Source organism: Chitinophaga sp. S165 (assembly GCF_003182155.1).
GTDB lineage: Bacteria > Bacteroidota > Bacteroidia > Chitinophagales > Chitinophagaceae > Chitinophaga.
The window spans coordinates 303,575-318,560 of the sequence record NZ_QGTG01000005.1 but is presented as its reverse complement, the minus strand read 5'-3'; the positions used below and the strand labels follow the sequence as shown (position 1 = coordinate 318,560).

11 protein-coding genes are annotated in these 14,986 nt (G+C 44.3%); 2 read left to right on the top strand and 9 right to left on the bottom strand.

Annotated features, from left to right (window positions below):
- Window positions 1–4 precede the first annotated feature (4 nt).
- The 4 genes from C7475_RS20630 to C7475_RS20615 all read right to left on the bottom strand — a co-directional run bounded on the left by C7475_RS20630 (window position 5) and on the right by C7475_RS20615 (window position 6,689).
- Entirely contained in the window at window positions 5–3,409 is a 3,405-nt protein-coding gene (locus C7475_RS20630) for a SusC/RagA family TonB-linked outer membrane protein (protein WP_110055279.1), read from the bottom strand.
- Between the two features lie 83 nt (window positions 3,410–3,492).
- The gene (locus C7475_RS20625) at window positions 3,493–4,479 is read right to left on the bottom strand and encodes a FecR family protein (RefSeq protein WP_110055278.1); all 987 of its coding nucleotides are present in this window, start codon (window positions 4,477–4,479) and stop codon (window positions 3,493–3,495) included.
- Between the two features lie 97 nt (window positions 4,480–4,576).
- Window positions 4,577–5,167, bottom strand: a complete 591-nt coding sequence (locus C7475_RS20620; RefSeq protein ID WP_110055277.1) for an RNA polymerase sigma factor — start codon at window positions 5,165–5,167, stop codon at window positions 4,577–4,579.
- Window positions 5,168–5,369: 202 nt separating this feature from the next.
- Window positions 5,370–6,689 (bottom strand): PKD domain-containing protein, encoded by a 1,320-nt coding sequence (locus C7475_RS20615; protein WP_110055276.1) that lies wholly within the window; start codon window positions 6,687–6,689, stop codon window positions 5,370–5,372.
- 139 nt (window positions 6,690–6,828) lie between these two features.
- On the opposite strand from C7475_RS20615, the gene dnaG reads away from it, so the two are divergent.
- On the top strand, window positions 6,829–8,811 hold the full coding sequence (gene dnaG / locus C7475_RS20610) for a DNA primase (protein WP_110055275.1): 1,983 nt from the start codon (window positions 6,829–6,831) through the stop codon (window positions 8,809–8,811).
- Window positions 8,812–8,887: 76 nt separating this feature from the next.
- Here the strand turns inward: dnaG and C7475_RS20605 are convergent, their stop codons facing one another.
- The 4 genes from C7475_RS20605 to C7475_RS20590 all read right to left on the bottom strand — a co-directional run bounded on the left by C7475_RS20605 (window position 8,888) and on the right by C7475_RS20590 (window position 13,563).
- Complete coding sequence (locus C7475_RS20605) at window positions 8,888–10,783, bottom strand: T9SS type A sorting domain-containing protein (protein WP_110055274.1); 1,896 nt, start codon at window positions 10,781–10,783, stop codon at window positions 8,888–8,890.
- A 111-nt stretch (window positions 10,784–10,894) separates the two neighbouring features.
- A complete protein-coding gene (locus C7475_RS20600) occupies window positions 10,895–11,389 on the bottom strand; it encodes a dihydrofolate reductase (protein WP_110055273.1) in 495 nt (164 codons plus the stop codon).
- Window positions 11,390–11,426: 37 nt separating this feature from the next.
- Window positions 11,427–12,221 carry a thymidylate synthase gene (locus C7475_RS20595; RefSeq protein ID WP_110055272.1) on the bottom strand — a complete coding sequence of 265 codons (795 nt, stop codon included), beginning with the start codon at window positions 12,219–12,221 and terminating at the stop codon, window positions 11,427–11,429.
- A gap of 163 nt (window positions 12,222–12,384) precedes the next feature.
- Window positions 12,385–13,563, bottom strand: a complete 1,179-nt coding sequence (locus tag C7475_RS20590) for a proline dehydrogenase family protein (RefSeq protein ID WP_110055271.1) — start codon at window positions 13,561–13,563, stop codon at window positions 12,385–12,387.
- A 262-nt stretch (window positions 13,564–13,825) separates the two neighbouring features.
- Here C7475_RS20590 and C7475_RS20585 point away from each other — a divergent pair, with 262 nt between their 5' ends.
- Entirely contained in the window at window positions 13,826–14,560 is a 735-nt protein-coding gene (locus tag C7475_RS20585; protein WP_146217606.1) for a FecR family protein, read from the top strand.
- Between the two features lie 180 nt (window positions 14,561–14,740).
- On the opposite strand, the gene C7475_RS20580 is transcribed toward C7475_RS20585, so the two are convergent.
- Window positions 14,741–14,947, bottom strand: a complete 207-nt coding sequence (locus C7475_RS20580; RefSeq protein ID WP_146217605.1) for a hypothetical protein — start codon at window positions 14,945–14,947, stop codon at window positions 14,741–14,743.
- Window positions 14,948–14,986: the final 39 nt, after the last annotated feature.

Genomic DNA, 14,986 nt, shown 5'->3' with positions numbered 1-14,986 from the left:
TAGTTTAAAATTGCACATTTAATCCGAAGGTGAATGTCTTCACCTGTGGGTAATACCTGCTATCGTTTGGCGCCTCCGGATCAATATCATTTGGCAGGGAAGAGAAGGTAAGCAGGTTCTGTCCGCTTACATAGATGCGGCATCTGTCAAAGCCGGAACGTTTCATAATATGATCAGGCAATGTGTATCCCAGCTGCAGACTTTTCAAACGCATATAAGCACCGCTCTTCACCCAATAAGAAGATGACTGATAGTTCTGTGTTGTATTGAGCAATCTTGGAAAATCAGCACCTGTATTGGTAGGCGTCCAGCTATTCAGGTGTTCTTCCCTGAAGTTTCCGTCATTGGAGGTAGGCGCTCTTTCTATTGCCAATGCATTAATAGATACCTTTCCTACTCCCTGGAAAAATGCAGACAGGTCAAAGTGTTTATAATCAGCACCCAGATTAACACCATATGTATATCTTGGAATATTGCTTCCCAGATAGATCAGATCACCACCATTCTTTACTGTCGCTTCTTTGATCTGTTTGTCGTTGTTCTGGTCTTTGTACATAAAGTCGCCAGGGCCGGTAGTAGGGAATGGCTGTGTCGGATGTCCTGTTACCTGCTGTGCACTCTGGAAAATGCCTTCCACCTGGTAACCATAGAAACCATTGATAGGCTGTCCTACAACAAGACCTGTATAAACGTTGTTGTTATCTTTTGTGATGTTATCTGTTCCTCTGATATCTACCAGTTCATTGCGAACATCAGAGAGGTTACCACCTACATTGTAGTTCAGTTCACCGAGCTTTCCACGGTAGTTCAATGACATTTCCCAACCGGTGTTACGTACTTTACCTGCATTCTGTGAAGAAGGGTCCAGACCAACTGAAGGTGGGATACGCAGGAATATCAGGATATCCTTGGTGTTTTTCTGATAGTAGTCAAAAGAGAAATCCAGGTTCTTGAACAATGTCGCATCCACACCGAAATCAGTCATTACTGTAGATTCCCATGTCAGGCCTGAGTTCGGGTAAACAGTAATACCAGCGGTAGGATTCAGCGTACCGCCAAATGGATAGCTGTTGTAACTATATGTTGATTGGTAAGGATAGTTAACAGCGGCCTTGTTCTGATCGAAGATTATATCATTACCCAGTTCACCCCAGGAACCACGGAGTTTCAGGTTGTTGATAAACTTTACGTCCTGCATGAAGCTCTCTGAAGAGATACGCCAGCCGGCAGAGAATGAAGGGAATACGCCCCATTTCTGACCATCAGCGAAGCGGGATGAACCATCACGGCGAAGGTTTGCTTCAAACAGGTATTTATCATTGAATGAATAGTTCAATCTGCCGAAGAAGGAAACCAATGAATATACTGTCCTATCACCGGTAGTACTTTGTCCTGAAGCGGCTCCAGCATTGATCTGTTCAATGGTACCGTTAGGCAGGTTCTGTCTGAAGCCACTGAGATCGTCAGTAGATTCTGTAAGACGGGAAGCACCGCCCAGTAAGGTGAAGCTGTGCTTACCAAAGTTGTGTGAATATTCTGCCAATCCCTGGTAGTTCTTGAACCAATAACCCTGGTAAGACTTCCTGATTGAATTGTTCCCTAAAGTCAAAGTTTTCTCATTGTCAGGGAAGTCAGTAAAGTATGTCAGCGCTTTTTCGTGAATGCTGTTATAGTCTGATCGGTAGTTAACGGATGTGAGGCCGGTCAGTTTCAAGCCTTTTACAAGGTTGTAAGTGGCTTTAAAGTTGCCGGTGAAAAGGTTGCTTTTATATTGGTACAGACCACCTTCATCCTGAAGACGGATAGGATTCTGGCCACCTCTTACGAGTGCCCAGGTACCATCTGAATATTTATTAACGGAAAGCGGATTCACTACTGCTGCTTGTCCGAACTGATACCATGCAGAACCTGAAGCGCCCTGTGGCTCTTGCCTGTTGCCTAATCGGGCAGCGATGTCTGCACTGAAGGTCAGTTTTTTAGTAACGTTGATGTCGGTGTTCAGACGAACAGTAAGACGGTTGAAATCCATATTGGAGATCAGACCTTTCTGATCGAAATAGTTCGTAGAGAAACGGTATTTCACATCTTCGGTACCACCGGACACGCCCAGGCTATGTTCCTGCTGGAAGCCGCTACCTGTTAATACATCATCCAGCCAATAATTGTCCGGATACAAATCTTTGTTACGGTTAGGGTCGTCATAAGCGGCTATCTGCGCATCACTATAGGTAGGATTGCTGCCGGAATTGGTAGCAGTGAGATTGACCAGTTTCATAAAGTCTTTCGCGCCAACATATTTAGCCAGACGTGCAGGGCGTTGCCATGCGAAGTAATTGGAGTAGTTCACCTTTGCCTTACCGGAAGCACCTCTTTTGGTAGTGATCAGGATCACACCATTTGCAGCTCTTACACCATATATAGCAGAGGAAGCAGCGTCCTTCAATACAGAGATAGAAGCAATATCATTTGCGTCTACATCATTCATGTTCATCTGCACACCATCTACCAGCACCAGTGGATCATTACTGTTGAGCGTACCGATACCACGGATACGCACTGTACCCTGGTCTACGCCGGGTTGACCACTGTTGGTGGTCACCGTCACACCCGAAGCTACCCCCTGCAGTGCAGCAGATACCTGTCCAACTGGTTTCCAGTTTACGTCTTTACCATCTACTGCAGCAATAGCACCGGTAACGTTTACTTTCTTCTGCGTACCATATGCTACTACCACTACTTCTGAGATAGCGGTAACATCCGGTACCAGTTTAATACTGATGGTAGTACGGCTACCTACAGCCACTTCCTGTTTGGTATAACCGATGAACGAAAATTCAAGTACTGCACTTTCGTTTGGCACCTGTAATGTCCAGGAGCCATCAACACCTGTGGAAGTACCATTGCTGGTACCCTTCACCAGCACAGTTACGCCCGGTAAAGGCTGGCCGTTATCGTCGGTCACCACACCTTTTACGGTGATAGCAGCAGGAGCAGCAACTGGTGTTGTGCTCATGGCTGCAGTTACCTTTGGAGAAGTACTTTCTCCGGCGCCTGAAGGTGGCATATCAGTTGGCTCCTCATCCTGTAAAAAGATGATGTAGAAACCATCTCCCATCTTTTTATACCGGAGTTTATTGGGAGTAGTGATACTTTTCAATTCTTCTTCCAGAGAGCTGGTCCTGTTGTTCTCTGCACGCAATTGCAATTTTGCAAGATTGCTTTTGTACATGAAGTGTACATTGTATTTTACTTCAAGCCCGTCCAGCACATTTTTCAATGACTTTGTCTGAGATCTTTCGAAAGGGCTGGCAGGTTTACCCAGCACTGCCAGGTCCTGTGCATCTGCCGGCATATTGCAATAACATACCATGCCCATAGCAGCCATAAAGGCACTAATGAACTTGTTCATACATTTTAATTTGAATGATTACCTGTGCTGCGGTCACTGCATTCCGTTGTACACCGGTCTGCAATATTTACTGCATTGTTTTTCTATTTATTCTTTTTCTCAATAATGACGGTATTATCGATATGGCTCACTTTCAGATGAAAGAGCTGTGAAAGTCCTTCCAGCAACATATCCATTTGCTGGCTAGGCACTGTACCTGTAAATTCCTGATGTAATAATGAAGTGTCCCTGATCTCCACAGTAACTCCATAAGTATCTTCCAGCAGCTGTGCCAATTCTGCAAAGCTGGCATTTTCAAATTGCAGACTGTTTTTTTTCCAGGAAGAATAACGTTGTGGATTAGTGTGGTTCTTCACTTTTGTTCGTACCTGTTCTTTGTATTCAACAAGATCTCCCGGTTGCATAATGATCGCTTCTTCCGGCGTTTTGTTACTGTGTAAACGTACCTTACCACTATTCAGCACAACCTGCATACGGCCATGACGGTCAACGAGGTTAAATGTGGTACCTAATACTTCTACTTTCATATCACTGGCCGTATGTACAAGGAACGCGCGGGGTACTGCTGATGGCTTTACAGAGAAATATGCTTCTCCTTCAACCCATACTTCCCGATCCTTACGGCCTTCCCAGTTGCCGGCATAACGTAATGTACTGTTACCGTTCAGTGTAACTTCTGACTGATCCGGGAGTACTACGGTACGTACTTCTCCGTAAGCTGTCTGAATGATAGTATTGCGGTGCTGATGATATATTTTCCATCCACCATAGGCGAGCAGTATTGTCCCTGATAACACTGCCGCTACTTTAAGACCTGTAAACCAGCGGGGGCGTCGATAACGTAACTGTTCCTGACCTGTAGTATCCAGGATGCGCTGATAGAGATCCCCGGCCTGTGACGCAGACATCGTAACATCCGGCGTAGCCAGATCGAGGTCCTGTGTCATGACAGTATCCAGGTATTCCCTTCCTTCCGGAGTGGCAAACCATTCCAACACCCTTTCGTATTCTTCAGGAGTACATTGGTTACGCTGATATTTATGCAGCAGACTTTGGTCGAATTGCTCCATAATGTGGATTACGTGAAAAATGACAAGTGATTATTTACGTTCTTCTATAATACTACACCTGGGAAAATGAAAAGTATTATACCGGACGAAAAAAAATTTAAAAAAAGATAACAATGAAAGTAACCAAACTAAGGAATGTGCCCATCATGAGCTTCAAAGCATGTCTTAAGGCTTTACTGGCCTGAGCGTACTGGAATTTGACAGTATTGATAGATAACCCCAAATGCTGTGCTACCTCCTCATTACTAAGCCCTTCGTAAGAGCGCAGGCGGAAGATCTTTTTCTTTTGGGCGGAAAGATTGTTAATGGTTTCGTCCACTACTTTGCGGTAATCGTTGAAGATGACGGTAGATTCGGCGTCCCGGTGTTCACTGCTGGTATTATATATAAGTTCGTATTGTTTTGAGAGGCTGCGTTTCTGATCGCGGATGAAGTTTAATACATGGAACTTGAGGCATTTAAAAAGAAAATTACGTACTCCCTGCGAAGGGTCCAGCTGTTCCCTGTGGAGCCAGACCTTCGCAAATGCTTCGTGCACAGCATCTTCCGCAGCAGTAGTACTTTTCAAATACTTATACGCTGTACCATATAATGACTGATGGTAAGCAGCATATAATTCTTCAAAAGCATTGTGGTCACTGTTGCGCAGGCGTGCAGCCAGCTGTTGGTCGTTATTGACTATATACATTGACACTATTCTGATCCCCCCTTGTAAAAAGTGCTGTTTTTAGTTTTCGTTACGTGTTCACTAAAATTAGATCATGATACTGTTTTAAATAAATGGTAAATTATCCAAGTAAGGTACTTTTTTAACATCATCTATTGAAAAAAGAAAAGATCCTGCCTATAATACTATCAGGCAGGATCTTTTCAAAATAAAGTGATACTATTTATTGCAATAGTAAAGGCTGTACTTTACGATCAATACCATCAGAAATAACTATCAGGTAATATCCCTTAGGTAATGTGGAAAGGTCCAGCTGTTGCGATTGCTGGGTAGTAGTACGTGTATATAGTACTTGTCCCTGCTGGTTCTGAACAGACACGATTACTTTTTTCACCAGAGGATTTGCGAACTGCAGGTTCACCAAGCCACTGGATGGGTTTGGATAAGCTTTCGCGACATTAGCGTTAAAAGAAAGCGCGGCATCACTACTGTTATGCGCAACGTGTTGATTTGGCGCTGCTGCAATAAGGGAATCTGCTGCCCTTACATTTCCACACTGGTCGAACACTTTAACAACGTATTTTCCAGATACAGTAACTGGAATGGTGTGTACAGAGTCACCGGTATTCCAGACTATCTTCGCATTTGCTGGGGTCGTGTAGGCAGTCAGGAACTGTACACCGTTCCCACCAAATTGCGGCTGTATCGTTACGCTCCATTGCTGTTGACCAGAAACATAAATCTGTCTTGTAAGAGTACCGATATATTCAGGGCCATCATATAATGTTAAGGTTACGAAATAAGCACCTGTAGAATCGTAACGGTGTTCCGGATTTGAGCCAACCCATCCTTGGTTGTCACCAAAGTTCCATACCTGGGTAAGATCAGCACCACCGGAATAGCTGTAAAACTGGATCAACTGAGGATCGCAGTTAATAGCCCACCAGTAGAATTCCATTTGTGTAGAGTCCAGTCTGTGACGGTAAGTCAGCGGCACCGATACAGAAATACAACCCAGGCTATTTTCTACGGCAACCTTAAAGGTACCATTAGGCATCGATGTTAAGATACCGTTGGTATTTGTCTGGACTACTGTGTCATTCCAGTACCACTTATACACGTATTCACCAAAAGTTGCGCTGCGCGGAAAGGCAACGAGCGAATCAATACTACCGCGACGCAATTCTATACTGGCGAACAGCGAAGTACTGTCCTGATATACATCCACATAACGGAATGTAGAGGCGGTGTCTCCTTTTACAGTTCTGACCATCAGCCATACTGTATACGTACCCGGGCCCTGGTACGAGAAAGAAACGTCTTTTCCATGATAAGTACTGTCGCCAGAACCAAAATACCAGCTGTAATCGGCAATAGCATTCGATGTGTCAATGGTAGCAGCGGAACCATGAAAAGATAACTGATAACTGTTGCAGGTTGCTCTTTCATACGTGAAGGAAACATTGGCAAATTGCGGGTTGGATTGTGCCATAGTGATACCGGACAGGCATAGCAGCACAAACAATAGGTAGAATTGTTTCATAGAATTATGGGATATGGGTTAAATGAAATATCCCATCAAATGTAAATTATATAACATATTAATCCAAATTAACAATGTGTAACCGCTGCCCGGACAAGCGATGAAATTTAGTTAAGTTTGCAGTCTGAATTAAGCGCCATTGATTTCACAGAATACCATACAACAGATACTTAGCCGGATTGATATTGTGGAGATAGTAGGCAATTTCGTGAAACTTAAAAAACGGGGTGCCAACTACTTAGGCTTATGTCCGTTCCATAACGAGAAGTCTCCTTCTTTCACAGTAACGCCAAGCAAGGAGATATTCAAATGTTTCGGTTGCGGCCAGAGTGGTAATGCCATCAAGTTCCTGATGGAACATGAAAAGTATTCCTATGTGGAAGCTTTGCGCTGGCTGGCACAGAAATATGACGTACCTATTGAAGAAACAGAGGTAAGTCCTGAGGCCCGTCAGCAGCAGTTGATGGCGGACAGTCTCTACATCATCAATAGCTTCGCCCGCGAATACTTCTCCAATACACTGCTGAATACCGAGGAAGGCCAGAATGTAGGCCTTAGTTATTTCGAGGAACGTGGTTTCACCCAGGAAACCATCCGCAAATTCCAGCTTGGCTACAGTCTGAACAGCTGGGATGCTTTTACTAAAACAGCGCTCGGAAAGGGTTATAATCTGGAATACCTGCAGAAGACTGGCCTTGTCACCGTCAGGAATGAACAGCCGGGGGATAACTACCGTGGCCGTGTGATCTTTCCTATTCATAACCAGAGCGGTAAAGTGCTGGGATTTGGTGCGCGTATCCTTGTCAAAAACGACCGTGCTCCGAAATACATCAACTCGCCCGAAAACGAGATCTATGTAAAGAACAGGGTACTGTATGGCACCTACTTCGCCCGGCATGCGATTGACAAATTAAATGAGTGTTTGCTGGTAGAAGGTTATACGGACGTGATCTCTCTGCATCAGGCGGGGATAGAGAACGTAGTGGCATCCAGCGGTACTTCCCTGACACAGCACCAGCTACGGCTGATCAAAAAATATACGAACAATCTCACCATCCTCTTCGATGGTGACAATGCCGGTATCAAGGCTGCCCTGAGAGGTCTGGATATGGCCATCGAGGAAGGATTGAACGTAAAGCTGGTTTTAATCCCCGATAAGGAGGACCCGGACAGTTATGTACAGAAGATCGGCGCCGATGCTTTCCGTGAGTTTATAGCGGCTAATAAGCAGGATTTCGTGCTGTTTAAACTGCAGATCTCAATGCAGGACGCCGGCAATGACAGCAACCGGAAATCACAGCTCGTAAATGAGATCGCAGAGACCATTTCCAAGATCGACAAAACCGAAGACTTTACCCGTCAGCAGGATTATATCCGCCAATGTAGCCAGGTACTGAAGATCGATGAGCAGGGGCTTATTAACCTCGTGAATAAGTTCATCCGCGAGCGTTTCCAGAAGAAAGAGAACCAGATGGCCCGGGATAACGCTGCTTCAGCGCCTCCTATGGGTGATGACGAGCTTTCGCCCGAGGCGATTGCCGCTATGGAAGCGATGGAGAACGGCGGCGAACCTGCTGTTAACTTCTTCAATCCGGATGAAAAACAGGAAAGGGAGCTGGTGAAGATACTTCTGCGTTTTGGCGACAAACCTTTTAGTGAAGAAGATAAAAGTTCTGTAGCTGATTACATCTTCCACCTGCCATATGATTTCGAGTCACTGGCCGACAATGAACTGGTGAAGAAGATATTACGGGAGTACAAACATATGTATGACCAGGATAATCTGCCGGATAAAAAATGGTTCCTCTATCATAACGACCAGGATGTAGCCGGCATGGTAGTAGCCATTATGGAAGATAAAGAAGCTGAACTAAGTGCCGCCTGGAAAGATAAATTCGAAATAGATACCGTATATGGCGATAATGCCTATCTGCGTGATACGATATCTACGACTAATTATCTTATTTTAAGAAAGATCCGTAAAATGATCGTGGAGAATCAGCAGGAAATGGAAAGGGCTACTGATTTTGATGTGCAGATAGAATGTATTAAAATGCATAAGCATCTTAAACAGCTGGAAACAGAGCTGACACAGGGGATTGGGACTGTGATCTTCAGATAAAACTGCCTTCAGGCTTACCCATAAAAAAGGGGCTGACTATTAAGTAGTCAGCCCCCTTTTCTTTTGATTCCTTTTCTTATTGCAGAATTAGTGATAATACCTTCTTCTGATCGTAACCTGTCAGTTCAATCAGGTAATATCCTTTCGGCAGATTGGACAAATCAAGTGATTGCAATTGCTGTGTGGTTGTACGATTATACATCAAACGGCCATTCAGGTTATATACCTTAACTACCACTGCTTTCGGTAATGGATTTTCAAATTGAAGGTATACCTGACCCTTAGATGGGTTGGGGAAGGCTTTCACTTTATGAATTCCCAGAGTAGCCTCTCCTGCTGCACGGGTCATGGATAGCACTTTCAGATTTAATGAATCTTCCACAGATACGTTGATCCAGTCAGCACAAAAATCATAATCACGCCATATATAAAGGTTATACAACCCGGCTTTTGTAATCTTTACTGCTTCGCCTTCTGAAGTGAACTGTCCATCACTGCTGTACCAAAAATAAGATCCGCCTGGATTCCCTGCATGCAACGTGAGTGTATCTCCAGCGCTGATAGTGGTATCCTTCATATGCCAACTGTTATGTGCAGCATAGGAATTACGGATTATAAACTCAAAGGTGGTTGATGTATCAGCATACATTCCGCTCACATTATCCTTCATGGTAGTAGTGAATGTTACTGTATGCGCACCAGGCGTACTAAAGGAAAATAGCGCAACATAGGGATGCCGGTCCACTACAGCTCTCAGATCACCACCATCACTACTCCAGCTAAAGCTTTTTACATCCTCATATGGGTAGGGTACAGTAGCTAAGAAACTAATGTATGTGCTGTCACCATTCCAGTAATACTCTGTCGGATCTTGCCACACAGTTGGGCCGGCTGGTGTATCAGTTGTGTCAGCAGATGTACACGGCGCCTCGACGATTACATTAACACTATCATAACCTTTTAAATTGTAGCAGGTGTCATAAACCCTGACAACATAAGAACCGGATGCCGTCGCAGCAATGGTTTTCGTCTGCTCGCCAGTCTTCCAGAAATAGTAAGCATTTGCCTGATTATTGGAAGCGCTCAACCAAACCGTATCTCCACATTGATTAGGTTCCTGGATGATATTAGTGATCCAGGTTGTACTATCGGCAGTCTGGATAGTCAATGGCTTGGTAATGGAACCGGTTTGGCCGGAAACTGTGGTCACAGTCAGTGTTACATTATATGTACCTGCTGGAAAAGGATGCCATACATCCCGATTCTCCAGTTCTCCTCCATCTCCGAAATTCCATCTATAAGTCACGGAGTCCTGCGTATTTGCAGTTCCTACGAAGTAGACCAGCTGCGGGTTACATGCCGTTACCTGATAACTGAAATCCACAGATAATGTGTTTTCCGTACGGTGGAAATTAACTGTGTCGGAATAACCGCTGCAACCTGTCGCACTTCGAACATATACTTTATATGTACCTGGTTGTGGGTTGATCAGCATTGGATAATTACCTGCTGCTACTTCCCAGATATCACGGTACCATTTATAAAAGTACTGTGTAGACGTTGGCGGTTGTTGTGGAAAAGCGATCAACGTATCATTTCCCGGGGTAACCGAACGATGAATTTCTATCATCGGCTGCAAGTCTTGTTGTGGTGGGACAACAATCGTATCTCTTTCAACCACTGCTCCTGCCGGGTTTTTTAAAACGGCTACATAAGAACCGGGCTTAGTTACAATGATCGAATCTCCTATAACACTGTTCTGCCATACAACAGTATATCTCGCCACCCTGTTATAGACGGTCGCCTTCAGTATCACTGTATCTGAGCACGGCCTCAAATATCTGTACGTCAGGTCCATCGAGGGAAGTACTGTGTTATGATAGTGAAAAACAGCCAGGGAAGCAACCGGGCTTTGGGCAATAGCCATACGGCATAGAATGAATAACACAAACAATAGTAAGGGTCTTTTCATAAGTAATAGGGTTTAATAAACAATACTCAAATATATATTAAATCTTCCATTTAACAAGAAATCCCGCGAGAATAACTCAGCGGGATTTCTTTATTTGAATATGATCTTTTCTTATTTTTCTCTTTCCCACACCTGGAAAGTCAACGCATATGCGTGCTTTTCATCTTTCTCATGACGCTCGTTCTTTACCAGCTTCCATCCTGTAGGATCAAACTCCGGAAAATAGGTATCGCCGGTAACCTCCGCGTGTACGCGTGTGAGATATAGTCTGTCAACTATAGAAAGTGCCATTTTGAAGATCTCACCTCCACCGGTGATAAAGATCTCCTCGGTCCCAAATGTCTTCGCTTTTTCTATACCTGCTTCCAGTGACGGCACAACATACAATCCTTCAGCAGCATATTCCGGCTGACGGGTGATCATGATATTAGGTCTTCCGGGTAATACCCTTCCCAGTTCTTCAAAAGATTTACGGCCCATTACGATAGGCTTGCCCATCGTTGTGTCCTTGAAATACTTCATATCAACCGGTAAGTGCCAGGGCAGGTGATTGTTAATACCGATCACATTATTTTCAGATGCAGCAACTATTATTGAGAGTGTCAAGCAGTAAACATTTAAAGTTCTAAATAAATATCGTTCCTTATATAGCTACAGGAGCTTTTATATGAGGATGATGCTGATAGTTCAACAGTTCGAAATCTTCAAATTTGAAGCCGAAAATGTCTTTTACTGCCGGATTGATCTTCAGTGTTGGCAGTTCAAACGGCTGGCGGCTGAGCTGCAGATTAGCCTGTTCAATATGATTGCTGTACAGGTGTACATCACCGAACGTATGAATAAACTCTCCCGGTTCCAGGTCGCACACCTGCGCCATCATCATGGTGAGGATGGCATACGAGGCGATATTAAAAGGCACTCCGAGGAATACATCTGCGCTACGTTGGTAAAGCTGGCAGCTTAAGCGGCCATTAGCCACATAGAACTGGAACAGGCAATGGCAAGGGCTCAAGGCCATATCAGGCAGGTCGCCCACGTTCCAGGCATTTACGATGATCCTCCGGGAATCCGGGTTATTTTTGATAGTCTTTACAGCTTCAGTGATCTGATCAATTACCCGGCCGTCTTTCGTCTCCCAACTACGCCACTGCTTACCGTAAACGGGACCCAGGTCACCGTTTTCGTCAGCCCACTCGTCCCATATGCTTACACCGTGGTCTTTCAGGTATTTGATATTGGTATCACCGTTCAGAAACCACAGCAGCTCATATATAATGGATTTCAAATGCAACTTCTTGGTTGTTACAAGGGGGAAACCTTTCTGCAGGTCAAACCTCAGTTGCGCACCAAAGCAGCTCGTTGTACCGGTACCTGTCCGGTCAGTCTTCACAGCTCCCTGATCTATAATGTGTTGGAGTAATTGAAGGTATTGTTCCATGGCAGCAAAGTAACGAATTTGTTACTTTACTCAGTTGATTTGTTCCCCACATCCTTTACACACTTCCATTACAACTGACAAAATCAACAAAAAAGCGTTTCACGACAGCGGGTATACTATTATGAAACGCTCTATTTAAACTTTATGATGTCTTATAAAATTTCTATATACCTCGACGTTTTCTTTCCCGGCGGATCAGTCCCAGCTCACGCCCCATTTGTCCTGAAATAGAAGTGTTTTCCTGGGCCCTGCGCAGCAGGTATGGCATCACATCTTTCACCGGACCATAAGGCAGATATTTTGAAACACGGTAGCCATCATGTGCCAGGTTAAAGGTGATATTGTCGCTCATACCCAACAGCTGTGAGAAGCTGACATGGGCATGGTTATGTGGCAATTCCTGCTGATGTAGCAGGCTGGCTGCCAGCATATTACTTTGCTCGTTGTGGGTACCGACAAATACTGCCAGTTTATCCAGGCGGGCCATACAGAACCTAACTGCAGCATCGTAATCCCTGTCGGTAGCCTCCTTATTTGGCTGGATCGGAGATTCATAGCCCATCTCTTCCGCACGTTTGCGTTCCTTTTCCATATAGGCTCCCCTTACCAGCTTAGCGCCCAGGAGATAGCCCTGCTGTTGCGCTTTTTCGAAAGACGCCTTCAGGAAGGCCAGTCTATCGTGACGATACATCTGGAAAGTGTTATATATAATAACTTCCTGTTTATTAAATTGTGCCATCAGCTCATCAGCCAGATCATCTACCGGCTGCTGTATCCAGGACTCTTCTGCGTCTATCAGTAATCCGATCTTATGTTTGGCGGCAGTAGCAGCGATTGACTGTATACGACTGCGAACCCTGCCATATTCAGCTACTTCTTCCGGCGTCAGCGTTTCCTTGCTATGGATCTTCTCCAACAGGCTGAAACGGGCAAAGCCGGTCACTTTAATAGCAATAAAAGGGATATTGTGATTACCTGCCGCATATTCGATAGCGCGGATAAACTCAGGCACAGCGTGATCATAGTTTTCCTCTCCTTCCATGGCTTCCACACCATAGTCCAACACTACTCCTACATGGAATTTCCCTAATGTAGTGGCAGTCTGCGCTGCTTCCTGGAGACTCTCACCTCCACAGAACTGGCTAAAGATCGTATTACGGATCAGCCCTTTAATGGGCAAACCCAGTTTCAGCGCCAACGGTGTTACCGTCGTCCCCAATTTCACCAGCCAGGGTTTACCTATGCTGCTAAAGAGAAAGTCAGCTTTTTTTAATGCCTTGTCGGTTTTTGATTCAAAAGCTATGGTGGTATTCTCGAATGATAATGATAGCTGCTTTTCCATGGGCCGCAAAGTTAGTATGCGGACAGATCACCAACAAAATGATCTGTCAACGACCATGGCCGGAGTATGCCTGTTTAGAAAACCTCCAACAAAAGCCTTCTTTTATTAAACAGAACGCTCACAAGTTTCTTTTTATTTAAACCTAATAAAGCTTCTGTCCTATATTTTTTTCTTTAATTTTATATCTTCATTAAAATCAATATTCCCAGTGCCTACTCAGCAATCAAAAACCTGGTCACGACGTAACTTACTTTATATTATTGTGGTCGCAGTATGCGCCATTGCCTCTCTCCTGTTGTTCCTGCGGCCGAGCACTAAGGAAGCTTTGCTTTCTTTTCGTGACAAAGGACAGACCTATACTACCCACGAAGGAGTTCTGGGAGAACGTAAAAAAGTCACCCTACCCGGCGGAGCTACCGTCATTCTGAATAGTAATACTAAATTGCTCGTACCGGCCGATTTTGCCCAAAGTCATATCATCCTGCTGGACGGAGAAGCTTATTTCGATTCAACAGCTTATCCGCTTACGGTAAGGACGAATATCCTGACAATGAACGTCACAAAACCTGCAGCTTTTAAAATGCGGTGTTTTGAATCACAACAGGGAGCTACGGCTTATGTTTTGCGCGGAGAGGTAAAAGTGAGTAAATCCTATCATTCCAAAACGGACGATCAACCTGAAATGTTAGGTCCCGGGAATATGGTGCTTGCCAATAAGGAAATAGACCTGATGGAAAAAGAAACCTATCATCCTGTAGAAATGGAGACATGGTTACAGGATAAACTGGTTTTCCAGGATGAGCCGTTTATGAACGCTGTTCGTAAGCTGGAGGAATGGTATAGTACGGAAATCTATGTAGAAGGTGATGTATCCGGCGCAGGAGGCATTAATGGAGAGTTTAATCAGGCATCTTTAGCGAAAGTACTGGAGGAGATCAAACAGGCTGCAGGGTTTAGTTACCAGGTGAAGAAGAATAAAGTATTGATCGACTTTTAAAATGCCGGAAACAATAACAAATCAACTTGTCAAAGTTCTAATAAGAAATGCCCCGCTATCGGGGCATTTCTTATTTTTATATTAAACACTAAATGATGGCCGCAAAGGATTACATATTATGTGAATGGAAGAAACCTTATATGATTCAATTTCATCTTCACCGATCCTGTTGGCTATGTACTAACCTTTGTGGGCAGCTGCTTTCTCCTCCTCCTCATAAAAAGAGCGCATATTCAGCACTCCATATTTTGCAATGGACGCCTTTGCCATTTCTAATTTCTGCTTAAAGAATGTGCGATCAGCATAATCCATCATCTTCATATCTATGGTATACCTCAATCTGGGAATGCCTGAGTCTTTTCTTTCTCCTAGAAATTGTGTTAACATAAGTATGTTTTTTATACCATGCAAACTAACACATCCGAC